A 25,381-nucleotide genomic window follows, 5' to 3' on the forward strand; every position below is an offset into this window, starting at 1 on the left:
TCTTCGCGGTAGCCGTGCGCGCAATGCGTCACAATATGGTTCCCGAACAAGGAGACATCATGCTGATCAAACGCCCGGCCGCCGAGCGCGGCCATGCCCATCACGGCTGGCTGGAGAGCTACCACAGTTTTTCCTTTGCCGGCTATCACGACCCCGCGCATATGGGCTGGGGAAACCTGCGCGTCATCAATGACGACCGCGTAGCCGCTGGCGAAGGCTTTGGCCGCCACCCGCACCGCGACATGGAAATCATCAGCTATGTGCTGGCAGGGGCGCTGGCGCACGAAGACAGCCTGGGGAACCGCAGCACCATCCACCCGGGCGAAGTACAGCGCATGAGCGCCGGCACCGGCGTGCTGCATAGCGAGTTCAACCACGAGCGCAGCGCTACCACACATTTTCTGCAGATATGGCTCTACCCGCATCGCAGTGGCATGGCACCCGGTTACGAACAGAAAGCCATCCCGCCCGCCAGCAAACGCGGCCGACTCTGCCTAATCGCCAGCCCGCAAGGCGGTGATCACGCCGTGCAGGTACACGCCGATGCCAGCCTGTACGCCGGCCTGTTTGACGGCCCGGAGCAGGCCACGCTGACGCTAGACCCGCAACGCAAGGCTTATGTACACCTGATCAGCGGCGCACTGCAGGTGAACGGTGAGCAGCTGCATGGCGGGGATGCACTGAAAGTGGCAGCGGAAAGCCAGCTGAGTTTCAGCCACGGGCAGCAGGCTGAAGTACTGGTGTTTGACCTGGCCAATTAGCGCCGGATCTGCGCGCTTGCGGCAGCGGCGGACGTGCACAGGCAGTGCGGCTGCTTGCCCGCCGCAACGGCCGAAGCACCACAGGCGGATGCGGCACCCGCGGGCGATGGGGCCGATACCATTAGCGCAACGCGTGCGGGCATGGCACAAATGCACAAAGCATAAGCCGTTGGTATGTATGGCAATTATGTATTTCTATAGATTTCCACAGCGATACCGTGCCCGCATATAATGCCCCCTGCAAACCGCAAGTGTTGCCGCCCCCTTTCACCTGGATATGACTTCTTTGCACAGCCCCACGCTTGTTGCCGTTGCCGCCATACTCATGTTCATCATGACGCTGATGCTGCTGGCCGCCTGGCGAATGAACCCGCGTATTGCCGGCCTGAAGGCCTGGACGCTGGCATTTGCCTGTGGCCTGCCCATTTGCCTGAACCTGCTGCTGCGCGACTACGCACCAGAATGGCTGTCGGTGGTTTTTACCCAGCTATCTACCTTCCTGCTGGCCTGGCTTAACCTGGCGGCCTGCCGCCGCTACCTGAACCTGCGCCGTCTGCCGCACTCGGCGGGCCTGTGCACCGTGGCCATGCTCTTGCTGAGCGGCTTGTACTTCACCCTGGTACAGCCAAACCAGGGCTTGCGCTTCCTGACGCTCAGCACCGTGCTGGGCCTGCTGTTCCTGCTCAGTGCACGCACCATGGCGCGCGGGGGCATCGCGCACTACCCCGCGCGCTATCTGTACGCACTGTGCTGCGGTAGCCACGGTGTGTTTTTGCTGCTGCGGCCCTGGCTATTCCACATTGGCAACAAAGGCCTGTTTGATAGCGCGCAAATGCTGGTGGTGTCCCACCTGGTGGTGATCGAGGCGATTGTCGCGCTGGTGCTGCTTGGCTTTTGCGTGGTGATGCTAGCCAACGAGCAGGTAACGCTGGCGCTAAAGCAGATGGCCGACCGCGACCCGCTTACCGGCGCCTACAACCGGCGCGCCTTCATGTCCATGCTGGAAAAAGCCACGCTTTATGCGCACAGGCTCGCCTTCCCGGTATCGGTGCTACTGATCGACCTGGACCACTTCAAGCGCATTAATGACACCTGGGGCCACCAGCGCGGCGACGATGCGCTGCGCCACGTGGTGCAGGTAGCGCAGGATTGCTTGCGCGAGGGCGACATTCTGGGCCGCATGGGCGGCGAAGAGTTTGCCATCATGCTGCCCAACGCCACCCAGCAAGAGGCAGAACATATTGCCGGGCGGCTACGGCAAGCCATCGAGGCCCAGCCGCTGCAGTACGCCGGCGCCACCCTGTCACTGACTACCAGCATCGGCGTAGCCGGCTGGCTAGCACCGGAAAACCCGGATGGCTTGCTACACCGCGCCGACGAAGCGATGTACCAGGCCAAGCGCCAGGGGCGCAACTGCGTGGTGCTGGCACCGCAGGCTGTCTAGCCTGCCGCCGCTGTACAGTGTGTTCTGCCCTGCGGCCCCTGGCCGGGCTTTAATCCGGTACGGAACGCCCCATCTAGAGCCTATGCCGTGCGCGCGCGGCCAACCTTATGCTGCCCCGCGCAGCCAGACACGGAGCGTTTCATGAGCGAAGCCACCACACAGTACACCCCGCCACGCATCTGGGAGTGGAAACAGGCCAATGGCGGCCAGTTTGCCAATATCAACCGACCGATCGCCGGCCCCACGCACGAACAGCCACTGCCACGCGGCGAGCATCCGCTGCAGCTGTACTCGCTGGCCACCCCCAATGGCGTGAAGGTCACCATCCTGCTGGAAGAGCTGCTGGCACTGGGCAAGCGCGGCGCCGAGTACGATGCCTGGCTGATCCGCATCCAGCAGGGCGACCAGTTCGGCAGCGGTTTTGTCGGCGTGAACCCCAATAGCAAGATCCCGGCGCTGCTGGACCACAGCGGCGAGCAGCCGGTGCGCGTGTTCGAGTCCGGGTCCATCCTGCTGTATCTGGCCGAAAAGTTCGGCGCGCTGCTGCCGCAAGACATCGCTGGCCGCACCGAAACAATGAACTGGCTATTCTGGCAAATGGGTAGCGCACCCTACCTGGGCGGGGGGTTCGGCCACTTCTACCAGTACGCGCCGGTAAAAATCGAATACGCCATCGACCGTTTCAGCATGGAAGCCAAGCGCCAGCTGGACGTGCTGAACCGCCGCCTGGCAGAAAGCCCTTACCTGGGCGGCAGCAGCTACAGCATTGCCGATATCGCGGTATGGCCGTGGTACGGCGCACTGGTGCTGGGCCAGCTGTACGGCGCGGCCGAGTTCCTGCAGGTAGACGACTACCCGCACGTACAACGCTGGGCACGCGAAATCGCCGAGCGCCCGGCCGTACAACGCGGCCGCCGCGTGAACCGCACCTGGGGTGACGAAGGCGAACAGCTGGCCGAACGCCACAGCGCGGCCGACCTGGACCGCTAAGCACCACAAAGCGCAAGGCCGCTGCATCAGCAGCGGCCTTGCGGCTGCGAATACAGCCCGACACCCGGTGCTAACGGACCCGGCAAAGCCGGGCCGCGCCAGACCGACTTTGGCATCCACAGCCTTACTGCTTACAAAACAAAGCCTGCTGGCGCGGCTAGCAGGCTTTGTTATCAATAGACAAGGCCGCTGCATCAGCAGCGGCCTTGTCCCGCACTGGCGGCCAACGTTTACGCAACGTAGCCGGCTAGCGCATCAATCGCGGAAGTTGTTGAACTGCAGCGGGAAGCCGTTTTCCATATCGCCGGCAATTTCCTTGCGCATCAGGGCAATCACGTCCTGCAGCATGTCACGCTTGGCGCCAGACACGCGTACGGCCTCACCCTGGATGCTGGCCTGTACCTTCAGCTTGCTGTCCTTGATGAGCTTGACGATTTTCTTGGCCAGGTCGGTTTCCAGGCCTTCCTTTACCGTCAACACCTTCTTCACCTTGTTGCCGCTCACCTTTTCCAGCTTGCCGTATTCCATGCAGCGCACGTCCACGCCGCGCTTGGCCAGCTTGGCCACCAGAATATCGTTTACCTGGTCCAGCTGAAACTCGCTGTCGGCGAACAGGGTCAGCGTCTTGTCGCCGGTTTCGATACGGGCATCGCTACCCTTGAAGTCATAGCGGGTGGACACTTCCTTGTTGGATTGGTCTACCGCGTTGCGTACTTCGATTTTGTCCACTTCGGACACAATGTCAAACGATGGCATATCGCCCTTCCTTTCGTGTTATGGCGCGTATTCTAGCCGAAGTTGGCCGCAGTCAGCAGGCCATGGCCCGCAAGCCAGGCAAGGCCTGCCACATTCAATGCCACACTCAGCCAGTAGTAGCGACGAAACGCGGGTTTAGTGGATTTATGGTTGAACACATACTGTGCCAGCGCCGCCCCCGGCCAGCCACCCAGCACAGCCAGCATATGCAAGGTGCTTTCCGGCGTGCGCCACTTCTGGCGCTGTGCCGCGTACTTGTCGCGGCCATAAGCCAGAAACAGCAAAATGCTTAGCAGACCATAAGCCGCCGGCACCCAGCTGGCCACCCTGCCCACCAGCCACAGTGCGGCCAACATCAACACCATCACCAGCGCGGGCCACGGCCGCGGGCGGCGGCCCGGCTTGAGGCTGGCCAGCACGTGCAGGCCAGGCAAAGTGGCATAGCTGGCCCATACCGCTACCGGTTTGCCCTGTTCGTTATGGCCCGCCTTGTAATACACCTCGTCCCCGGGCAGCGGGCGCCTGGGCGATACGGGAAAAGCCGACACGTGCACGAACAGCGACTGGCCATCTTCTGCATCAATAAAACCGAAACCGCGCGCGTCATCCCAATGCTGCAGCACACCTTTGCACCGTGCGCTATCCAGCGGTGCAGTTTTGACCTGCGCCCAGCTAGCCTGCGGGCGGCCGTCGCGGCCAGAGCCACGGCGGTATTGCACGGTGTCGCCCGGCTGCGGCAGCGCGCCACCGGCAAACACGCTGGCGTGCGCAAACAGGCGGCTACCATCCGCCTGGCGGATAAAGCCGAAGCCGCGCGCGGCATCCCAGCTGGCCAGCGCACCTTCGCTGATGGTTGATGTGGTGCTCATTTGAGCAGGATGAACTCCACCAGCACGTTCTTGAACACAAAGCCCACCACACCGAAGCCCAGCACGATGAACAGCGCAATCATGCCGGTTTTGCCGGCATTGGATTTTTTGCCCAGATCGTAAATGATGAAACCCATGAAAATGATCAGACCGGTCAGCAGGATGCCCATGGACCAGTTGGTAAATTGTTCTTCGCTCATGATGTCTTTGCGCTAAAAGGTTGGCCGCCATTATAGAAGCGGTAATAAAAAACCGCACCCCATGGGGTGCGGCCTGGCTGTATCACTTCGTTGTAACCGCTTACTTCAGGCGGCCGGCGATGCGCATGCGCAGCGCGTTCAGCTTGATGAAGCCGCCAGCGTCGGCCTGGTTGTAGGCACCGCCGTCGTCGTCGAAGGTAGCGATGTTCATATCGAACAGCGAGTTGGTTTTGGAGTCGCGGCTCACCACGATCACATTGCCCTTGTACAGCTTCAGGCGTACCCAGCCGTTCACGGTTTGCTGGGTGTAGTCGATCAGGGTTTGCAGGGCCTTGCGCTCCGGTGCCCACCAGTAGCCGTTGTAGATCAGGCTGGCGTAGCGTGGCATCAGGTCGTCCTTCAGGTGGGCCACTTCGCGGTCCAGGGTGATGGACTCGATGGCGCGGTGTGCCTTCAGGATGATGGTGCCGCCCGGGGTTTCGTAGCAGCCGCGGGACTTCATGCCCACGTAGCGGTTTTCCACCAGGTCCAGACGGCCGATACCGTGCTTGCCACCCAGCTCGTTCAGCTTGGCCAGCACTTCATGCGCTGCCAGGCGTACGCCATTCAGCGCCACGATATCGCCTTTTTCGAACTCTACATCCAGGTATTCGGCTTCATCCGGTGCTGCCTCTGGCGACACGGTCCAGCGCCACATGGCTTCTTCGGCCTCGGCGGACGGGTTTTCCAGATGACGGCCTTCGAAGGAAATGTGCAGCAGGTTGGCGTCCATGGAATATGGCGCGCCACCGTTTTTGTGCTTCATGTCCACCGGAATGCCGTTTTTCTCGGCGTAGGCCAGCAGTTTTTCGCGGGACAGCAGATCCCACTCGCGCCATGGGGCAATCACTTTTACATCCGGTTTCAGGCCGTAGTAACCCAGCTCGAAACGTACCTGGTCGTTACCCTTGCCGGTGGCACCGTGCGATACCGCGTCGGCACCGGTGAGGTTGGCGATTTCGATCTGGCGCTTGGCGATCAGCGGGCGGGCGATGGAGGTACCCAGCAGGTACTCGCCTTCGTAAATGGTGTTGGCACGGAACATCGGGAACACGAAGTCGCGTACAAACTCTTCGCGCAGGTCATCGATGAAGATGTTTTCCTGCTTGATGCCGAACTGCAGCGCCTTCTGGCGTGCCGGCTCCAGCTCTTCGCCCTGGCCCAGGTCGGCGGTGAAGGTCACCACTTCGCATTGATAGGTGTCTTGCAACCACTTCAGGATCACCGAAGTATCCAGGCCACCGGAATAGGCCAATACCACTTTATTGATGTCTGCCATCGTCTTCTCTCTCAGTCTACAAGCCGGGTCAGTCGTGTACACGACCCAGCATCAGGTATTCAATCAGGGCTTTCTGGGCGTGCATGCGGTTTTCTGCCTCGTCCCATACCACGCTTTGCGGGCCGTCGATCACCTCGGCCGCCACTTCTTCGCCACGGTGCGCCGGCAGGCAGTGCATGAACAGCGCATCCGGCTTGGCCAGCTTCATCAGGTCGGCACTCACCATATAACCTTCAAAGGCATCGCGGCGCGCTTCAGCCTCGCCTTCAAAGCCCATGCTGGTAAACACGTCGGTGGTCACCAGGTCGGCACCGGCCACGGCGGAGGCCGGGTTGTGGAAGGCTTCGAAACAGTCACTGTCGTAATGCTGGCCATCCAGCACCTGCAGCTCGTAACCTACCGGCGTGGCCACCTTGAGTTTGAAGCCCAGCAGCTTGGCCGCCTGCAGCCAGGTACGCGCCATATTGTTGCCATCGCCAATCCAGGCCACGGTTTTGCCGGCGATACTGCCACGGTGTTCGATATAGGTCAGGATGTCGGCCAGAATCTGGCACGGGTGGTATTCGTTGGTCAGGCCATTGATCACCGGCACGCGGGAAAATGCGGCCAACCTTTCCACCATGTTCTGCTCGAAGGTGCGGATCATGATGATGTCCGCCATGCGCGACAGCACACGTGCCGTATCTTCTACCGGCTCGCCACGGCCGATCTGCGAGCTCTTGCCGTCCAGGAACATGGCGTGGCCACCCAGCTGCGACATGCCGGCTTCAAACGATACGCGGGTACGCGTGGAGTTCTTTTCGAAGATCATGGTCATGACCCGGCCCACCAGTGGGCGGTACAGCTCGCCGGACACCTGTCGTCGCTTCAGTACCTGGGCGCGCTCGAAGATGTGTTGGTACTCCGCGGCGGAAAGGTCTGTGAACTGGAGAAAGTGTTTGGGCTGCTTCATATCGGGTTCCGAAAAAAATTAATGCCACGGCGCTGTGAAAACGTGGCGTTTTCATGCGCGGCGGCACATTACTACACGCAAACCATCTGTCATCGGGTTGATCAACGCAATATTGTTCATGATGAATTCATGATTTACAAAATTGCGACATGGTTATATGTATACGAAATCCACATTGGTGACAAGCCCAAGCCGGTTTCAAGTGGCTGCCATCCGGCAATAAAAACGCCGATACGCTGCAAGATCAAGCACTTGCGGCGCACCGGCATTTTTTCAGGCTTTTAGCGAAGCGGTGCAGCTGTTTAACAAAACGCTACTCGCTGGCCATAAGGTCAGTTGAACCAGGCGCGGCTTGGCAAGCCAGTCAGCTCGTCATTCCGCAGCACCCGCACGCAGAACTCGCCCCCCTCCTCGGCCAGGCCGTGCATTTCTATGCTCTTTTGCGTTTTCAGCAGCCGCGCCATATAGGCCACGATATTGGCTTCGATTACCTGGCCCGGCACCAGTACCGGGATACCCGGCGGATAGGGCACGATCTGGTCGCAACACACGCGGCCGGTAAGCGCCGGGTTCGGCAGCCCGTCATCGTCCAGCAAGGGCAGGCGCTCGCCCGCCTCGTAAAACGCGTCGCGCGGCAGGCAGGCCAGCCGGGAAAAGCCGGGGATTTCCGGCATTTTTCCCAGCACCCGTGGCGGGCGCTGCTCTTTGGCCAGGCGTAACAACGCGTCAAACAGGCGCGACATCTTGCTGCGCGTGGTACCCACCGTCAGTAGCAGCGTGATGGTATTGAAGGTGGATTTTTCGATCTGGATATTGAAGCGCTCGAACAGCGCGCGCTGCAGCTCGTCGGCGGAGTAGCCGCTTTGCGAAATGTCCACCGTCAGCTTGGTGGGGTCCAGCTGCACGCCGTCGCCGCTAACCGACTCCGGCAGCAGGTCGTCCAGCTCCAGCACGCGGAAGGCACCGGTGGAGTTGATCTTTTGCCGCAGCTCCTGCGCCAGCTTCAAGGCACGGTCCAGCAGGCGGAAGCCCTCGGTCACCGCCTGTTTGCGCGCCACGTCCAGGCTGGCAATCAGGTTGTACTGCGGGCTGGTGGAGGTGTGCATATTGAAGTTTTCGCGGAACAGATGCTCGTCGAACGTGGGGTCGTTCACGTGGATCATGCTGGCCTGCGAAAAGGCCGACAGGATCTTGTGCGTACTCTGGGTGACGTAATCCGCACCGGACTCCAGCGCGGTGGGGCGGAAAGCATGGTGGAAACGGGCGTGGCCGTACCAGGCTTCATCCACGATCACCTTGATGCCGGCGGTGTGCGCCGCCTCGATAATGGGTTTCAGGTCGTAGCGCAGGCCGTCGTAGGTGCAGCTGGTCAGAATCAGCACGCGCGCGTCAGGGTTGGCCGCAATGGCGTCGAAAATCACCTGTTTGGGCACCGGGCCGAAAATGCCGTATTGGCGGTTCACCGACGAATCCAGGTACACCGGCTGCGCGCCGGACAGAATCACACCGTGGTGCACCGACTTGTGGCAGTTGCGATCCAGCAGCAGCTTGTCGCCCGGCGCCAGCAAGGTCTGGAAGATGACCTTGTTCGAGGTGGAGGTGCCATTGGTGGCAAAGTAGGTTTTTTTGGCGCCAAAGGCCTTGGCGGCCAAGGTTTGTGCCTCGGCGATCACGCCGGTGGGGTGCAGCAGCGAGTCCAGCATCGGCACCGATACCGACAGGTCGGCGCGCAGCATTTCTTCGCCGACAAAATCGTAGAAATCCCCCACCCACGGGCTGCCTTTCAGCGAGTCGCCACCGGCGTGGCCTGGCGTGTGCCACGAATCCTTGGCCATGCGCACGTACTGCTTGAGCTTGTCGTAGAACGGCGTGGCGGCCTTCTCGCCCATTTCGGCGGCCAGGATGCGGAACCAGCCGTTGAAATCGCGCTCGTCACGATAGAAATAGCCATCAATGGCATGGCTGGCCAGCTCTTCCATGACCACTTTCTCGTCGTCATCCTGCAGCAGGATGTACAGCGACAGCTCGGGGCGCAGGCGGTTTATCTGGTTGGCCAGCTGTACCGCAGGCTGGGTGGTGCCTTTCTCTTTCAGCCCCTTGTCTACCAGCACTATCTGCACTTCGCCATCACTACCGGCGCGCGCCAGTGCGTCACTACTGCGGCCAACCCCTTCAAAACAAAGGCCAAACGGATTCGCCATCTTGCCTGCTACCGCAGCCAGCTCGGCCAGTACGTCGGCCTGCCAGGCAGCATCATCGCTTACCACTAATACTCTGCTCACCGGATTCATCGGTGCTCTCCTCTGGATACAGCGTGTTTTTATGATGTCTGTCGTACTGTTATGGCCGCAGCTTGGTACGGCTTTGTTTGACGCTATCGTAAGCACAGCGCGGCCACAATGTCATGCTGCAGGCGCAAAACCGCATGGTCGATGTCGCCTTGGCAGCAGGGGGGGCGCCAATCCGCTACAATGCCGCCCATGCTGACCGACATCGAAAAAAACCTGCTGCGCGACCACTATCGTGCCATCTCCGAAAACCTGCCCGGCTTCCGCCCGCGCGCGGCACAGCGCCGCATGCTGGCCGAAATCGCCAACGCCTTTGGCCGCTGCAGCATGCCGCCCGCCGATAGCGAACAAGCGCCGGAAGACAATAGTGGTGACAGTATCGTGGTAGTCGAGGGCCCTACCGGTGTCGGCAAAAGCCTGGCCTATTTGCTGGCCGGCGGCGTGATGGCCAAGTCACGCGGCAAGAAACTGGTGGTCACCAGTGCCACCATTGCCCTGCAAGAGCAGCTGGTGAACCGTGACTTGCCCTTTGTCATAGAAAAAAGCGGCCTGCCGCTGACCTTTGCGCTAGCCAAAGGCCGCGGCCGCTACCTGTGCCCCTACCGCCTGTACCAATTGACAGCCGACACCGCCCAGGGCGAGCTGCTGGCCATGGACCCGAGCATGGCGCTGTGGGAGCGCAAACCCGAACAGGCAGAGATCGACGCCCTGCGCGAGCTGGCTGACGAGTTTTACTACCGCCGCTGGAATGGCGACCGCGACACCTGGGCAGAAAACATCCCGGACGACCTGTGGCGCCGCGTCACCAACGACCGCCACGGTTGCCTGAAGGCCGGCTGCCCCAACCGCGCCGAGTGCCCGTTCTATCTGGCGCGCGACACGCTGGAAAACGTCGACGTAGTGGTGGCCAACCACGACCTGATGCTGGCCGATGTGTCCATGGGCGGCGGCGTGATTCTGCCCGCGCCGGAACAAAGCCTGTACTGCATCGACGAAGCACACCACCTGGCCAAAAAAGCGGTTAACCAGTTTGCTGCCGAGCACAGCCTGGCGCAGGCCATGGCCTGGCTGGACAAAGTACCGGCGCTGGCTACGCGTGTGCAAACCCTGATCGACAAGCCCGAGCTGTGCGCCAACGCCATGGATGCCGCTGGCGCCTGCATGGAAAGCCTCACCGAATGGCTGTGGCTGCTGCAGGGCGTGACCGAGCTGGAGGCCAATAGCGACAACCTGGAACCCAGCTGGCTGGTGGAGGACGGCGTGCTGCCAGAGCACATGAAGATTCCTGCGGCCAACATGGCCCTGTCGGCGCGTGCACTGTACAAGAACCTTACCGGTATGGCCGACGCCATCGGCGCGCTGCGCAAGGACAAACAGCAAGACGCTGTGCTGCTGGACAAGCTGAACGCCGACGCCGGTTTTTTTGTCGGCAAGGTCGAGCCGCTGGTGGCACTGTGGGACCTGTACGAGCGCGAGCCGGACGAAAACGCGCCGCCAATCGCCAAATGGGTGACCCGCCGCGCCGACGGCAAGGGCGACTACATTTTCTCTGCATCACCCGTAAGCGCTGCCGGTAGCCTGGCGGCCAACCTGTGGCGGCGCGCGTCCGGCGCCCTGCTGACCTCGGCCACGCTACGCTCGCTGGGCAATTTCGACTTGTTGCTATCGCAGACCGGCCTGAAATGGCTGCCCGATGTGCAATGCGTGGCGCTGGATTCGCCATTCAATTTCAGTGAACAAGGCGAACTCTATCTGCCGCCGCTACACGCCACGCCCAAAGACCCGGCTGCGCATACGCGCGAAATCATCGACTGGCTACCGCGCCTGGTAGACCTGTCCCAGCCGCTGGGTACGCTGGTGTTGTTTACCTCGCGCCGCCAGATGCAGGAAGTGGCCGAAGGCATCCCCGCCGAGCTGCGCCAGTGCGTGCAAATGCAGGGCGAGCTGCCCAAGGCGGTGCTGCTGGCCAACCACTACGCCGCACTGAAAGAACAGCGCCCCAGCGTGCTGTTCGGCCTGGATTCGTTCTCGGAAGGGCTGGACCTGCCGGGCGAAGCTTGCGTGCACGTGATTATTGCCAAGCTGCCGTTTGCCATGCCGGACGACCCGGTTGGCCGCACCCTGTCGCGCTGGATCGAAAAGCGCGGTGGCAACCCGTTTATCGAGCTAACCGTGCCGGAGGCGTCGATCAAGCTGGTACAGGCCGTAGGCCGCCTGATCCGCACCGAAAGCGACTATGGCCGCGTGACCATCCTGGACAACCGCATTGTGCGCCAGCAATACGGCAAACGCCTGCTGGCATCACTGCCAGCTTTCCGCCGGCTTTGACATTGGGGAAAACCGCCGCCGCAACAATATGGCTAAAACGTGATGTGAAATCGTTTTTAGGCTAGAATTAGGGTCAACCCGAATGACCTGCCAGGCAATACATGCCTTATTCGATAAAACAGGCGGCGGGCTGAGACCACACCCACAAGAACAAGCGCCCCGGTTAAGCCATGATCTGCAACCCGTATGAAATCGTAATACAAGGCCTCACATCTGAAGGCCGTACCTTCCGCCCCAGTGACTGGGCCGAGCGCCTGGCCGGTATTCTGGCGTCGTTCGGCGACGATCAGAAACTGGCCTACCACCAGTTCGTGCGCCCCATGATGCTGGACAATGTCCGCTGCGTAGCGGTGGACAAAAAGCTGGAAAAAATCCAGCCCGCGGTTTATCGCTTCCTGATGGACTTCGCCAAAGACAACGATCTGCGTATTGTGGACTGCCGCACCTTGATCGACGAAGTCTACCCCAACCAGTTTCTGGCCTGATTGATTCAGATTAACTGAACATTAATCAGGCTGTCACAGCACACTCATTGCAGTGCAACATTTGACCAGCACAATTGCCCCGTTTTCAAAAAACACCCGACACACGGGAAAACGGAGCATCAAATGCAAAAGAAACTGCTTGCCAGCCTGGTTACTCTCTCCCTTACCTCTTTCGCCGCCCACGCCGAAATCACCTGGTACGGCTTCCTGAGCGCAGGTGTTGAATCGGTTAAAGCATCGGGCAATGGCGACTTCAAGAAAGACGTACCGTCCACCGGCCGCGTGACCGACCAAAGCTCCCGCTTGGGCGTAAAAGGTTCGACCAAAGTAGAAGACGACGTTACCGTATACGGCCAGATCGAGACCAGCCTGCGTGGCTTCGACCAGACCGGCACCAATGACAAGGGCGAGACCGCCACGCTGGCCAGCCGCAACTCCTTCGTAGGCATCGGTGGCAACTTCGGTAAATTCGAACTGGGCCAGAAAGACTCGGCTTACAAAGCGCTGACCGACATCGGCCTGGACGCCATGTCCAACACCACTGCCAGCAGCCACGGCAGCAGCAACACCTTCTCGCGCGGCGAAGCACGTCTGAAAAACAGCGTGCACTACCTGTCGCCAAACCTGTCCGGCTTTGACCTGGGCGCATCTTATGGCTTTGACGAAGCCCGCACCCTGGCTGCCAACGGCACCCGCCAGAAAAACGACCGCTTCTCGCTGGCTGGCAAATACAAGGCAGAAGCCCTGCAAGTGGCCGCCGGCTATGACCGCCAAGGCAGCAAGAACGACAGCGGCAACACTGCAAAAGAGCTGAACAGCACCGTTTACACCAAACTGGTCGCCAGCTACACCCTGCCAGGCGGCACCTTCATTGGCGCTGGCATCGAACAGGCCAAGATGGACTACGCCACTGGCAAAGACCCGAAACAGACCGCTACCACGCTGACACTGGGCCAGACTATCGGCAAAACTACCCTGCGCGCGTCGTACAGCACCCTGGGCGCCCTGAAAAACACCCGTAGCGGCAATGACAGCGACTACAAAGCCAAGCAGTGGGTGATCGGCGCAACGTACGACATCTACAAGCAAACCCAGCTGTACGCCTACGCTACCAAGATCAAGAACGAAAAATCGCAGAACGCCAACCTGGGCAACCCGGTATACGACACCGGCCTGGGCACCAGCGCTGCCAGCCTGACCAAGGGCAACGACCCGCAAGCCTTCGGCGCCGGCATTCGTTACACCTTCTAATCCAGCTTGTTTCGATCCATATCACCAGCGGGCACTTCGGTGCCCGCTTTTTATTACCGCGCGCACAGCAGCACCCGTTTAGCGGCAGGATTTGCTAACATACTGCGTTGACACATCAAATGACCCCACCCCAGCAATGTCCATTGTTATCAAAAACCAGCAAGACATCGAAAAAATGCGCATCGCCGGCCGCCTGGCTGCCGAAGTGCTGGACTACATTACCCCGTTTGTTAAACCGGGCGTGACCACCGAAGAGCTGGACAAGCTCTGCCATGACTACATGGTGAATGTACAGGATACGATTCCGGCACCGCTGAACTACGCACCGGATGGCACCAACCCTTATCCGAAATCCATCTGCACCTCGATCAACCACGTGATTTGCCATGGCATTCCCGATAACAAGCCGCTGAAAAAAGGCGACATCGTGAACCTGGACATCACTGTGATCAAGGATGGCTACCACGGCGACAACAGCCGCATGTACTACGTGGGCGAAGTCAGTGAATTTGCCCGCCGCCTGTGCAAGGTCACCTACGAGTGCATGTGGAAAGGCATCGAGAAGGTAAAACCGGGCGCCCACCTGGGCGATATCGGCTACGCCATCCAGCGCCACGCCGAAGCGGCCGGCTATAGCGTGGTACACGAGTTCTGTGGCCACGGCATTGGCACCAAATTCCACGAAGAGCCGCAGGTACTGCACTACGGCCAGCCTGGCACCGGCCTGGAAATCAAGGAAGGCATGATTTTCACCATCGAGCCGATGATCAACCAGGGCAAACGCCACCTGCGCCTGCTGGCCGACGGCTGGACCGTGGTCACCAAAGACCGTAGCCTGTCCGCGCAGTGGGAGCACACCATTCTGGTGACCGCTACCGGCTATGAGATCCTGACCACCTCGGACGGCACGCCACCCAAACCGGTGTGGAAGCAATAAGCCGCCACGGCACCATGCAAAACCCCGCTACGCGTAGCGGGGTTTTTGTTTTGCGGCCAACCTTGCGGGCAGCTTAGAAGTCGTCGTCAGCAAAGTCGTCGTCGTTCATCGGGTCGCCCATGCCGGCAGCCACCAGGTCTTCACGTGTCAGCAAGAACACAAAGCCATCACCGCTTTGCGTTTCCATCCACATGAACGGCAGGCTCGGGTAGGAGGCCTCCAGCACGTCGCGGTTATGGCCGATCTCGACCAGCAGCACGCCGCCCGGGGTCAGCAGTCGCGCCGCGTTTTGCAGAATCACGTGGGTAGCATCCAGACCATCCTCACCCGAACCCAGCGCCAGCTCCGGCTCGTGCAGGTATTCCTGCGGCAGCGCTTCTACCGACGGCGCATCCACATAAGGCGGGTTGGAGATGATCAGGTCGTACGGCTCTTCCAGACCTTCCACCAGGTCGCTGTGGATCAGCTGGATACGCTCTTCCAGGCCGTAATTCTGGATATTGATGCTGGCCACTTCCAGTGCGTCCAGCGAAATATCCACCGCATCGATCTCGGCATCCGGGTAGTGGTGCGCCAGCTGGATAGCCAGGCAGCCGGAACCGGTACACAGGTCCAGTGCACGGTGAACCAGCTCCGGGTGCTCGATCCACGGTGCCAGCGGCTCGCCCATCAGCTCGTAGATGAAGCTGCGCGGCACGATCACGCGCTCATCCACGTAGAAATTGAATTCGCCCTGCCAGGCTTCGTTGGTCAGGTAGGCCACCGGCACGCGCTCTTCGGCGCGGCGCTGGATGCGGCCAACTACGTCTTGCACTTCCGACGGCAGCAAGCGGGCATCCAGATACGGCTCCAGCTGCTGGATAGGCAGCTGCAACGTAGACAGAATCAGGTAGGCCGCTTCGTCGTAGGCGTTGCTGGTGCCATGGCCATAAGTCAGCTCGGCTTCATTAAAACGCGACACGGCAAAGCGCAGCAGGTCGCGTACGGTGTGGAAAGTACTGGCGGCTTCAGCGTACATCGGGTGTCCTTTCTGTTCGGCAGTGCCTAGCTGGCACCACCCATGATAAAAGGTTGGCCGCAGCCAACCTTTGGTCTTGTTCATGCATGCCCGGGGGCAATCGCGGCTAGGCCGCGATTATCGCCTAGAACGGCAGTGTTGCGCTGGTTTCCTGCGCCAGAACACGACGGAAATCGTTCTGGATGCGCGTCAGCGCCGCTTCGTTGTCGGCTTCGAAGCGCAACACGATCACCGGCGTGGTATTGGAAGCACGCATCAGGCCAAAGCCGTCGGCGTACTCTACCCGCAGGCCATCGATGGTGATGATGTCCTGCGCGCCGTCAAACCGGGCCGTTTCCTGCAGCTTGGCGATCAGGCTATGGTTTTCGCCCTCGGCGGTCTTCAGGTTCAGCTCGGGGGTGGACAGCGCGTTAGGCAGCGCATTCAGCACCGCGGACGGGTCGGCCACCTTGGACAGAATCTCCAGCAGGCGCGCGCCGGTATACAGGCCATCGTCAAAACCGTACCAACGCTCCTTGAAGAACACGTGGCCGGACATTTCACCCGCCATGCCGGCATCGGGGTTGGCCTTGAGGGCGGCTTTCATGAAGCTGTGGCCGGTGCGGTTGATCATCGGCACGCCACCGGCAGCCTGGATGGCCGGGGCCAGCAAACGGGTGCACTTCACGTCGTAGATGATCTTGGCGCCGGGCTGGCGGCTGAGTACGTCCTGGGCAAACAGCATCAGCTGGCGGTCTGGCCAGATGATGTTGCCGTCTTTGGTCACCACGCCCAGGCGGTCACCATCGCCATCAAATGCCAGGCCGATTTCCGCGTCGGTTTGCTGCAGGGCGCGGATCACGTCTTGCAGATTCTCCGGCTTGGCCGGGTCCGGGTGATGATTGGGGAAGTGGCCGTCTACTTCGCAGAACAGCTCGTGAACCTCGCAACCCAGGTCTTTGAACAGGCGCGGGGCAAAGTCGCCCGGCACACCGTTGCCGCAGTCCACAATCACCTTCATCGGGCGCGCCAGCTTGATGTCGCCGATGATGCGCTGGTGGTAGGCCTCGGCAATATCGTGCGTACGGTAAGTGCCCTCGCCTTCGGCGAAATCGTTATTCACGATACGCTGGTACAGGGTCTGGATCCAGTCGCCGGCCAGCGTGTCGCCGTCCAGCATCATCTTGAAGCCGTTGTAGTCCGGCGGGTTGTGGCTACCGGTTACCATCACGCCAGAGAAGGTCTCCAGCTGGTAAGCGGCAAAGTACAGCATCGGCGTGGCCACGCGGCCAACGTCGATTACGTCCACACCGGCAGCGCGGATACCATCAGACAGGCGGCCGGACAGCTCCGGGCCGGACAGGCGGCCATCGCGGCCGATACAGATAGCGGATACATTGCGCAGGCGTGCTTCACTGCCAATGGCGCGACCAATCAGGAAGGCAGCGTCGGCCGTGAGTGTGTCACCGACTACGCCACGGATATCGTAAGCTTTGAAAATGGATTGAGCGATTGTCATGAAAGTAATGGCATCAAGGAAGAGGGTTGGCCGCAAGCACCGGACCGCCGCTTGCGGATGGCATTAGCCGATATTCTGGCTGAGCGTCACCAGCGCGTCGAGCTTGGCACGCGCTGCGCCGCTATCGATGACAGCAGCGGCAGCCAGCACGCCATCGGCCAGGGTAGCCGCCACACCCGCGGTATAGATGGCTGCGCCGGCATTCAGCAGCACGATATCGCGCGCCGGGCCGTGCTCGCCGGCCAGCACGCCCAGCAGAAACTGCCGGGATGCCTCGGCACTCTCGGCACGGATAGCCGCTAGCGGCGCCGGCGCCAGACCAAAGTCGGCCGGGTTCAGCGTGTAGTCCAGAATCACGCCGTCTTTCAGCTCCGCCACATAGGTATCGCCGGACAAGGTAATTTCATCCAGGCCATCACTGCCGTGCACGATCATCACGTGCTCGCTGCCCAGCTGGCGCAGTACCCGCGCCTGGATACCTACCAGGTCGGGGTGGAACACCCCCATCACCTGGTTGGGTGCGCCGGCCGGGTTGGTCAGCGGGCCCAGGATATTGAAGATGGTGCGTACGCCCAGCTCCTTGCGCACCGGTGCCACGTACTTCATCGCCGTATGGTGGTTGGGCGCAAACATGAAACCCACACCGATCTGGTCGATACAGCGCGCCACACCGGCCGCGTCCAGCGCCAGATTGACGCCTAGCGCTTCCAGCACGTCGGCACTGCCGGAGCTGGACGATACCGAGCGCCCGCCATGCTTGGCCACACGGGCGCCGGCGGCCGCGCTGACAAAAGCGGCGGTGGTGGAAATATTGAAAGTATGGCTCTTGTCGCCACCGGTGCCACAGGTATCCACCAGGTGGTCACGCTGGCTTACCGGCACCGGCGTGGCGAACTCGCGCATCACCTGCGCTGCAGCCGCAATTTCCAGCACACTCTCGGTCTTGACGCGCAAGCCGATCAGGATGGCGGCAATCAGTGATGGCGGGACTTCGCCACGCATGATCTGGCGCATCAGGTCCAGCATTTCGTCGTGAAACAGTTCGTTCTGGTCGATCAGGCGGTTCAGCGCGGCCTGCGGTGTGATCATGCATTCTCTCCGGCAATAGGTCGTAAACGGCTCAGGCGAATTCGGTAAGGAAATTCTGCAGCATCTGGTGGCCGTGCTCGGTCAGGATGGACTCGGGGTGGAACTGCACGCCCTCGATCGGCAGCGTTTTGTGACGCACACCCATGATCTCGCCGTCTTCGGTCCAGGCGGTGATTTCCAGACAGTCCGGCAGCGTTTCGCGCTCGATCACCAGCGAATGGTAGCGGGTACACGTTACCGGGTTCGGCAGATCCCGGAACATGCCCACATTATGGTGCGATACAGGCGACACCTTGCCATGCATCAATTGCTTGGCGTGAATGATCTTGCCGCCAAACGCCTGGCCGATACTCTGGTGCCCCAGACACACGCCCATGATGGGCAGCTTGCCGGCAAAGTGGTGGATGGCCGGCACCGAAATACCCGCCTCGTTCGGCGTGCAAGGCCCCGGCGACAGCACCAGGTACTGCGGATTCAGCGTTTCGATTTCCTGCAGCGTGATTTCATCATTACGGAAAACCCTTACCTCTTGCCCCAGCTCGCCAAAGTACTGCACCAGGTTGTAGGTAAAGGAATCGTAGTTATCAATCATTAATAGCATGTTGGCTTTAAACCCTTATTTTGAAAGACCTCGCAATACCGCCACCTTTGGCGGCCGGCTCGCTGATATCCGCATTGATAGCTGACAGCCTTTACTACCGTGCCATCGAGTACCAGCCGCCATTGCGCCGTCCTGAAAATTTGTGCATTCCCACCATACCACAAACTAGGTGCCTTTCATGAAACCCAGCCCGTTTAACCATGCCAGCCGGGCCGTATTTTCATTGCTGCCAGGCCGTACCCGCAGGCCGGGCCTAGCGACCATGCCAAGACAACAGCGCGGGCGCCGGCGGCGTTACCTACCTACAAAATGACCGCACCAGATCAATTGGTATCGATTTCAAACATTCAATTCAATTTGATTGCTCATGCAAAAAATCAAGCTCTTATTTTAAAGATAAATAGCCACCAACAAACAAAATGGCGCCATTTCTGCAAGCGGCAGCATTCAGCCAGAAAAAAACAAGCAAACAAGACATTTTATTGCATTCAATTGGCATTGTACCGGCTTGACATGCTGCAATGCAGCGCGACATTGGCATACCCCTGGCCGCGCGGTTTGACTGTCCGACAATGTATCCGCTATGTTCGGCCCGCTGTGCTCGGCAAGAGAGAAATTTGTCAGCCGAACCCCAGGACTGCACGCCGCCAGAAGCGCGCCCGGGTTCTCTTACCAAACACGCAAACCGGATGTTGATATGAATGGCATCAAGGAACTGATAGGCAGCATCAGCGCTGCCATCGGCAAGGCCGATATGCCTGTCGCGGTATTTGATACCCATGGCGTGCTGTTTGCCGGACAGCACTTGCCGGTCCACTTTAGTCACGGACCACTACCAGGCGATTGCCACAGCACCCCGCTGGCCCTGCCCGCTTCGGCCTCGCCAGCATTGCATCAGCTCTTTTCAGCGCTGGGCATGAGCCTGTCAACCGACGCCGTACAGGCACGCCATCACCGCTGTAGCGACGGGCTGGAAGTGGTCTGCCTGACGCTGCACGGCTTTACCCTGCCTGAGCCGCTATACGCACCGCTGGACTTGCTACAACAACAGGTGCAGGAGCTGCAGGCCCTGAATAATGGCCTGCAAACTATCATTTCGCTGCAGTCGCAAGTAGAAAAATCACTGTGGGAGCGCCACCTGCAGCAAGTGGCTGTACTGGAAAACGCCAGCGCCGCCTACATCTGCCTGGACGAGCAAACCGCAGTAGTCAGCTGGAACCACGCCGCAGCCAGCATGCTGGGCTGGCATAGCGAAGAAGTGCTGGGCAAGCCGCTGGCACGCTTCCTGTACCAGCATCCGCAGAACTTCAGCCTGCTGCACCTGCACAACTCGCTGACCATACAGCCAGGGCGCATTGTGCACAGCCAGGAGTGGACACTGCAAAACCGCTTTGGTCACGAGCTGACGGTCGAGGTCTGTACCTACCCCCACTCGGTGGATGGCCAGTACTACCTTAGTATTTTCTTGCACGACATTACGCGCCGCAAACTGACCGAGCAGGCGCTGGAACAGGAAACACGGCGCGACCTGCTAACCGGCCTGCTAAACCGCAAGGGTTTATACGAGGCCCTGCAGCAACAAGGGGGCAGCATTGCTGTCCTCTTCATCGACATCGATGGTTTCAAAGCCATCAATGACAACCTGGGCCACGACGCTGGCGATATGCTGCTGCGGCAAATTGCAGAACGGCTACGCCAGTGCGTGCGCAGCAGTGATGGCGTCGCCAGGCTGGCCGGTGATGAGTTCGTACTGCTACTACCCGGCATCATGGCAAGCCAACAGGCTGGTGACATCGCCGCCAAGCTGCTGCGCAAACTGTCACAGCCCTACCATCTGGCTGGCCACCACGCTCGCGTCGGAGCCAGCATCGGCATCCATCTTGTAAGCGATGCCGCCAGACAATCGGCCGAAGCGATCATCGCAAGCGCCGATCAGGCCATGTACGAGGCCAAACGGCGTGGCAAGGGCTGCTACTTCCTGATGCAAGACGAGGCCTGACATAGCACAAGGGTCTGCCGCACTCGACAGACCCTTGCTGCTTGTTACGCCCACGACCGACAGCAGACAGGCCATCGGTCAGTGCTCATATCAGAATGCCGGTACCACAGCACCCTGGTACTTGCTTTCGATGAACTTCTTGGTTTCCGGGCTGTTCAGCGCGGCGGCCAGTTTCTTGATGGCCGGGCTGTTCACGTTGTCCTTGCGCGCCACCAGCAGGTTGGCGTATGGCGAGGTAGTTTCAGCAAACAGACCGTCTTTTTTCGGGTTCAGCTTGGCTTCCAGTGCGTAGTTGGCGTTGATCAGCGCCAGGTCTACCTGGTTCAGCACGCGCGGCAGGGTAGCGGCTTCCAGTTCTTTCAGCTTCAGGTCTTTCGGGTTGGCCGCAATGTCTTTCTTGGTGGGGTACAGGTTCTTGCGGTCTTTCAGCTTGATCACGCCGCCCTGATCCAGCAGCAGCAACGCGCGGCCTGCGTTGGTCGGGTCGTTCGGAATCGCCACGGTAGCGCCCTTAGGCAGGTCGGCTACTTTTTTGAATTTGGCCGAGTAGGCAGCAAATGGCTCGATGTGTACCGGCTTGCTGGCTACCACCAGGGTGGTGCCGCGGTCTTTGTTGAACTTGTCCAGATACGGGATGTGCTGGAAGAAGTTGGCGTCCAGCTGTTTTTCCTGCACCTGGGTGTTGGGCAGCACGTAGTCGTTGAACACTTTCACTTCCAGGTCTACGCCCTGCTTGGCCAGCGCGGGTTTCAGCGCTTCCAGGATCTCGGCGTGGGGCACTGGCGAAGCAGCCACGGTCAGTTTTACGTTTTCTGCCTGGGCGGCAAAGGCGATGGCGGCGAGGCTGACAGTGGCGGCCAGTTTGCTGATGCGGGTCATGGTTTTTCCTTTTTGAGAGAAAGTCTTCCCCCTGCCCGGCCAGATCGGCGCGGGCATACGGGGCACAGCATGATTAACGGGGAGGTGTCTTAGTCGAAGCGACAGCGGCGCACCAGGCTGTCACCGGCCGACTGCAGGCCTTGCACCAGCGCCAGCAGCAGTACCACGGTGACGATCATGATTTCGGTCTGGAAACGCTGGTAGCCATAGCGGATGGCCAGGTCGCCCAGGCCACCACCACCGATCACGCCGGACATGGCGGTGTAGCCCACCAGCGCCACGGCGGTAACGGTGGCCGCGCCGATCAGGCCCGGCAGCGACTCCGGCAGCAGCACTTTGAATACGATGTGCGACAGGCGCGCGCCCATGGACTGGCTGGCTTCGATCACGCCACGGTCTACTTCACGCAGCACGTTTTCCACCAGGCGGGCAAAGAACGGTACCGCACCCACCACCAGCGGCACGATGGCGCCGGCCACGCCGATGGAGGTACCCACCAGCAACAGGGTGAACGGCATCAGCACGATCAGCAGAATCACAAACGGCAGCGAGCGCAGCACGTTTACCAGGAACGACAGCACGGCGTACAGGCGCGGGCGGGCACGTAGCTGGCCCGGTGCCGAAATGAACAACAGCACGCCCAGCGGCAAACCGGCCAGCACGGTAAACAGCATCGACACACCCAGCATGGTGAGCGTATCCAGTGTGGCCCCACCGATTTCGACCCAGTCGATTTCCAGTAGCAGATTCCAGTCAAGATCCAGCATTTACAGCACCTCGCAACGCACACCCTCGCGGGCAAAGATGGCCGGCAGCGCCGACACGTCTACATCCGATGCCACCACGCCGGCCAGCAGCTGGCCAAACGGGGTGTCCTTGATTTCCGACAATGTGCCGGACAGCAGGTTGACGCGCAGGCCGACCTCGCGGCCAACCTTGTCCAGCACCGGCTGCAGCGTCGGCTCACCCACAAAGGTGAGCTTGATCACCGGCGTGGCCACACGCTGACGCCAGATGCCTTGCAGGGCGCCCTGTCCCATGCCGGTCTCTGCCAGCAGGCTTTGCGTTACCGCGTGCTGCGGCGCCAGGAATACGTCCAGCACCTTGCCCTGCTCCACCACGCGGCCGTGATCCAGCACTGCCACGCTGTCGCACAGCTGGCGGATGACACGCATGTCGTGGGTGATCAGTACGATGGTCAGGCCCAGCTGACGGTTGATGTCAGCCAGCAGCGCCAGGATGGCGTCGGTGGTTTCCGGGTCCAGTGCGCTGGTGGCTTCGTCGCACAGTAACAGGTCGGGGTGATTGGCCAGCGCACGGGCAATGCCGACGCGCTGTTTCTGGCCGCCAGACAGCTGCGACGGTCGCTTGTGTTTGTGGTCTTGCAGGCCAACCAGCGCCAGCAGCTCGTCAACGCGGGCGTCCATCTGCGCCGGGCTCTGGCCGCCAGCCAGCTCCAGCGGAAAGCGCACGTTGGCCGCGACGGTGCGCGAACGCAGCAGATTAAAGTGCTGGAATACCATGCCGATGCGCTGGCGACGCTGCTGCAGCGCACGCTCGTCCAGGCGGGTAATGTCCTCGCCGTGCAGGCTGACGTGGCCGCTGTCCGGCCGCTCCAGCAGATTCAGGCAGCGGATCAGCGTGCTTTTGCCGGCACCGGAGCGACCGATAATGCCGTAGATCTCGCCACTGGCAATCTGCAGGCTGACGTTATCCAGCGCGGCTATGCTCTTGCCGCCGTGCTGGTAGTGTTTGCTGATGCTTTGTACTTCGATCATGCCTTGCCCTAGCCCCGCTAGCGTTGCAGCAGCAGGTTTTGATAAATATGGGCGCAGTCTATAGCGATCGATTGGATACAAAAAATAATATAATACGAATTCTTTATTCTTTTAGATTATTAAGCAGCCAAGCGTACTGCTTCGCAGGCATATTGCAGGCGCAAGCTCGATTGGCGCCCATAAAAAAAACCACCCTGGAACAGGTGGCTGCAGCCCCGCAGTGGCCCACTCAAGCCGAGGAGACCGGCTCGTCACGCAAGCGCGCCTGGATATCCAGCACCTGCGCCAAGTTGGCCAGAAAAGCATCCAGCACTTTGGGGTCAAAATGCAGGCCGCGCTGGCTTTCCATAAACGCCAGCGCCCGTTCTACATCCCATGCGGCCTTGTATGGGCGCGCCGAGGTCAGCGCATCAAACACGTCGGCCACCGCCACAATGCGTGCGGCCAACGGTATGGCCTCGCCACACAGGCCTTGCGGGTAGCCCGTGCCATCAAATTTTTCATGGTGGCCCAGTGCGATATCGTGGGCCATGCATAACAAAGGCAGCTCGCTATCCTGTAAAAATTCTGCCCCCCTTGCCGGGTGGGTTTTCATCACGTCGAACTCTTCCGGGGTAAGCTTGCCTGGCTTGAGCAGAATATGGTCCGGGATAGCGACCTTGCCAATGTCGTGCATCGGGGCTGCCAGAAAAATGCGCTCTTCTATCTCGGGCCCCAGCTGCAAGCCGGTGGCAATAATGCGGGCATAGTAGGCCATACGCTCGATATGGCGACCGGTTTCCGGGTCACGTGATTCGGCAATGTGCGACAGGCGGATCACCAGGTCTTGTGCGGCTACCTCCCGCAACTGACGCTGGGCACGGCGCAGTTTCAACAAATTCTGGATGCGGGCACGGGTTTCCGGCGGGTCCAGCGGCTTGGTCAGAAAATCGGTGGAGCCGCCTTCCAGTGCGCGCTGCCGCACGTCCTTCATATCACTGGTGGTCACCATGATGACGGGTATGTCATGGATATGCGGCATGGCACGCAGCGCATGAATCAGCTGCAAGCCATCCATGCCGGGCATCATGTAATCAGTCAGGATAAGGTCGGGCGTATTGCCTCTGCACCATGCAAGGGCGGCATTGGCGTCCTGCATGGTCAGTGGCTCACAGTGCTCTATACGGCTGACCAAATGGCGCAACACCATCAGGTTGGCCGGATTGTCGTCAACAATCAACACAGTCATTCTCATGGCAAACCTTGCTGTCCGTTAAATGTTCTATCGAAAATTGCCACAGTTGCATCCTATGCCGCTACAGTGCATTGTCAACAATCCAGCTATGATATTTATAGATTCTTATCCATCCTACAGCGCTTGTCTTTGCACTAAAAGGATGAAATTTAGTAGTAACAGTTCATAATGAAGTGCTTATTAAAAACCAAGGAGCACAAGCATGTTGAAGTTTGCACGTACTTTGCTGGCCGCGGTGCTGGTTGTGTCCTCAGCCAGCGCCCTGGCGCTGGACAAACCATCCGGCCGCCCCATCCTCACCGTATCAGGCCTGATCGCCGACAAAAATGCCGGTAACGATGCGCAGTTTGACGCCGCCATGCTGGACAAGCTGCCCCAACAGAAGATGACGGTTGAAACCCCGTGGTACAAGACCGCACAAACCTTTGAAGGGCCACTGTTTCGCGACGTACTGAAAGCTGCCGGCGCAAAGGGCAAAAAGCTGTACGTGGTGGCACTGAATGATTACGCAGCAGAAATCCCGCTGGCCGACCTGGAAAAACACGATGTGATCCTGGCGCGCAAAATTGACGGTAAAGTATTGAATGTACGCGACAAAGGCCCGCTATTCATCATGTACCCTTTTGACAAGAAACCTGAACTGCGCACCAAAGACATCTACTCGCGCTGCGTGTGGCAGGTGAACCGCATCCGTGTGGAATAAGCC

23 protein-coding genes and 2 pseudogenes are annotated in these 25,381 nt (G+C 60.0%); 9 read left to right on the top strand and 16 right to left on the bottom strand.

Annotated features, from left to right (window positions below; translation table 11 throughout):
* Window positions 1-59 precede the first annotated feature (59 nt).
* From PQU95_RS09970 to yghU, 3 genes are all read left to right on the top strand, one after another.
* Entirely contained in the window at window positions 60-761 is a 702-nt protein-coding gene (locus PQU95_RS09970) for a pirin family protein (RefSeq protein WP_272751854.1), read from the top strand.
* A 277-nt stretch (window positions 762-1,038) separates the two neighbouring features.
* Window positions 1,039-2,205, top strand: a complete 1,167-nt coding sequence (locus PQU95_RS09975; protein ID WP_272751855.1) for a GGDEF domain-containing protein — start codon at window positions 1,039-1,041, stop codon at window positions 2,203-2,205.
* 141 nt (window positions 2,206-2,346) lie between these two features.
* Window positions 2,347-3,195 carry a glutathione-dependent disulfide-bond oxidoreductase gene (yghU, locus tag PQU95_RS09980; RefSeq protein WP_272751856.1) on the top strand — a complete coding sequence of 283 codons (849 nt, stop codon included), beginning with the start codon at window positions 2,347-2,349 and terminating at the stop codon, window positions 3,193-3,195.
* Between the two features lie 255 nt (window positions 3,196-3,450).
* On the opposite strand, the gene PQU95_RS09985 is transcribed toward yghU, so the two are convergent.
* From PQU95_RS09985 to PQU95_RS10010, 6 genes are all read right to left on the bottom strand, one after another.
* The gene (locus PQU95_RS09985; RefSeq protein WP_017509798.1) at window positions 3,451-3,951 is read right to left on the bottom strand and encodes a YajQ family cyclic di-GMP-binding protein; all 501 of its coding nucleotides are present in this window, start codon (window positions 3,949-3,951) and stop codon (window positions 3,451-3,453) included.
* A 32-nt stretch (window positions 3,952-3,983) separates the two neighbouring features.
* Complete coding sequence (locus PQU95_RS09990) at window positions 3,984-4,820, bottom strand: DUF1294 domain-containing protein (protein WP_272751857.1); 837 nt, start codon at window positions 4,818-4,820, stop codon at window positions 3,984-3,986.
* Complete coding sequence (locus PQU95_RS09995; protein WP_272751858.1) at window positions 4,817-5,020, bottom strand: DUF2788 domain-containing protein; 204 nt, start codon at window positions 5,018-5,020, stop codon at window positions 4,817-4,819. Before PQU95_RS09995 ends, PQU95_RS09990 begins: the two co-directional genes overlap by 4 nt.
* Before the next feature lie 100 nt (window positions 5,021-5,120).
* Window positions 5,121-6,338 carry an argininosuccinate synthase gene (locus PQU95_RS10000; protein ID WP_272751859.1) on the bottom strand — a complete coding sequence of 406 codons (1,218 nt, stop codon included), beginning with the start codon at window positions 6,336-6,338 and terminating at the stop codon, window positions 5,121-5,123.
* Between the two features lie 28 nt (window positions 6,339-6,366).
* Window positions 6,367-7,290 (bottom strand): ornithine carbamoyltransferase, encoded by a 924-nt coding sequence (gene argF / locus PQU95_RS10005; RefSeq protein ID WP_272751860.1) that lies wholly within the window; start codon window positions 7,288-7,290, stop codon window positions 6,367-6,369.
* Window positions 7,291-7,622: 332 nt separating this feature from the next.
* Entirely contained in the window at window positions 7,623-9,581 is a 1,959-nt protein-coding gene (locus PQU95_RS10010; RefSeq protein WP_272751861.1) for an aminotransferase class I/II-fold pyridoxal phosphate-dependent enzyme, read from the bottom strand.
* 189 nt (window positions 9,582-9,770) lie between these two features.
* On the opposite strand from PQU95_RS10010, the gene dinG reads away from it, so the two are divergent.
* From dinG to map, 4 genes and pseudogenes are all read left to right on the top strand, one after another.
* Window positions 9,771-11,906 carry an ATP-dependent DNA helicase DinG gene (dinG, locus tag PQU95_RS10015; protein WP_272751862.1) on the top strand — a complete coding sequence of 712 codons (2,136 nt, stop codon included), beginning with the start codon at window positions 9,771-9,773 and terminating at the stop codon, window positions 11,904-11,906.
* 170 nt (window positions 11,907-12,076) lie between these two features.
* A pseudogene (locus tag PQU95_RS10020) lies at window positions 12,077-12,364 on the top strand (DUF3579 domain-containing protein); the annotation flags it as partial.
* Window positions 12,365-12,514: 150 nt separating this feature from the next.
* Complete coding sequence (locus PQU95_RS10025) at window positions 12,515-13,642, top strand: porin (protein ID WP_272751863.1); 1,128 nt, start codon at window positions 12,515-12,517, stop codon at window positions 13,640-13,642.
* A 136-nt stretch (window positions 13,643-13,778) separates the two neighbouring features.
* A complete protein-coding gene (gene map / locus PQU95_RS10030) occupies window positions 13,779-14,579 on the top strand; it encodes a type I methionyl aminopeptidase (RefSeq protein ID WP_272751864.1) in 801 nt (266 codons plus the stop codon).
* Between the two features lie 73 nt (window positions 14,580-14,652).
* On the opposite strand, the gene prmB is transcribed toward map, so the two are convergent.
* From prmB to PQU95_RS10055, 5 genes are all read right to left on the bottom strand, one after another.
* Complete coding sequence (gene prmB / locus PQU95_RS10035; RefSeq protein WP_272751865.1) at window positions 14,653-15,597, bottom strand: 50S ribosomal protein L3 N(5)-glutamine methyltransferase; 945 nt, start codon at window positions 15,595-15,597, stop codon at window positions 14,653-14,655.
* A gap of 124 nt (window positions 15,598-15,721) precedes the next feature.
* Window positions 15,722-17,095 (bottom strand): phosphomannomutase/phosphoglucomutase, encoded by a 1,374-nt coding sequence (locus PQU95_RS10040; protein ID WP_272751866.1) that lies wholly within the window; start codon window positions 17,093-17,095, stop codon window positions 15,722-15,724.
* A gap of 63 nt (window positions 17,096-17,158) precedes the next feature.
* A complete protein-coding gene (gene trpD, locus PQU95_RS10045) occupies window positions 17,159-18,184 on the bottom strand; it encodes an anthranilate phosphoribosyltransferase (RefSeq protein WP_272751867.1) in 1,026 nt (341 codons plus the stop codon).
* 31 nt (window positions 18,185-18,215) lie between these two features.
* On the bottom strand, window positions 18,216-18,785 hold the full coding sequence (gene pabA, locus PQU95_RS10050; protein WP_272751868.1) for an aminodeoxychorismate/anthranilate synthase component II: 570 nt from the start codon (window positions 18,783-18,785) through the stop codon (window positions 18,216-18,218).
* 385 nt (window positions 18,786-19,170) lie between these two features.
* Window positions 19,171-19,611, bottom strand: a complete 441-nt coding sequence (locus PQU95_RS10055) for a hypothetical protein (RefSeq protein WP_272751869.1) — start codon at window positions 19,609-19,611, stop codon at window positions 19,171-19,173.
* Window positions 19,612-19,701: 90 nt separating this feature from the next.
* Between PQU95_RS10055 and PQU95_RS10060 the strand changes: the two genes are divergently transcribed.
* Window positions 19,702-20,784: a sensor domain-containing diguanylate cyclase gene (locus PQU95_RS10060; protein WP_272751870.1), complete on the top strand. Its 1,083-nt coding sequence runs from the start codon at window positions 19,702-19,704 to the stop codon at window positions 20,782-20,784.
* 90 nt (window positions 20,785-20,874) lie between these two features.
* Here the strand turns inward: PQU95_RS10060 and PQU95_RS10065 are convergent, their stop codons facing one another.
* The 5 genes and pseudogenes from PQU95_RS10065 to PQU95_RS10080 form a co-directional block, all read right to left on the bottom strand.
* On the bottom strand, window positions 20,875-21,663 hold the full coding sequence (locus PQU95_RS10065) for a MetQ/NlpA family ABC transporter substrate-binding protein (protein WP_272751871.1): 789 nt from the start codon (window positions 21,661-21,663) through the stop codon (window positions 20,875-20,877).
* Between the two features lie 89 nt (window positions 21,664-21,752).
* Window positions 21,753-22,430 carry a methionine ABC transporter permease gene (locus tag PQU95_RS10070; protein ID WP_272751872.1) on the bottom strand — a complete coding sequence of 226 codons (678 nt, stop codon included), beginning with the start codon at window positions 22,428-22,430 and terminating at the stop codon, window positions 21,753-21,755.
* Entirely contained in the window at window positions 22,431-22,703 is a 273-nt protein-coding gene (locus PQU95_RS18580) for an NIL domain-containing protein (RefSeq protein WP_441374936.1), read from the bottom strand.
* Window positions 22,704-22,709: 6 nt separating this feature from the next.
* Window positions 22,710-23,441: pseudogene (locus PQU95_RS10075) on the bottom strand (methionine ABC transporter ATP-binding protein); the annotation flags it as partial.
* A gap of 229 nt (window positions 23,442-23,670) precedes the next feature.
* A complete protein-coding gene (locus tag PQU95_RS10080; protein ID WP_272751874.1) occupies window positions 23,671-24,669 on the bottom strand; it encodes an HD domain-containing phosphohydrolase in 999 nt (332 codons plus the stop codon).
* Window positions 24,670-24,877: 208 nt separating this feature from the next.
* Here PQU95_RS10080 and PQU95_RS10085 point away from each other — a divergent pair, with 208 nt between their 5' ends.
* Window positions 24,878-25,378 (top strand): putative pterin-binding protein, encoded by a 501-nt coding sequence (locus tag PQU95_RS10085; RefSeq protein ID WP_272751875.1) that lies wholly within the window; start codon window positions 24,878-24,880, stop codon window positions 25,376-25,378.
* The last annotated feature ends 3 nt before the right edge of the window (window positions 25,379-25,381 follow it).

Source organism: Vogesella aquatica, from assembly GCF_028548455.1.
Classification (GTDB): Bacteria; Pseudomonadota; Gammaproteobacteria; order Burkholderiales; family Chromobacteriaceae; genus Vogesella; species Vogesella aquatica.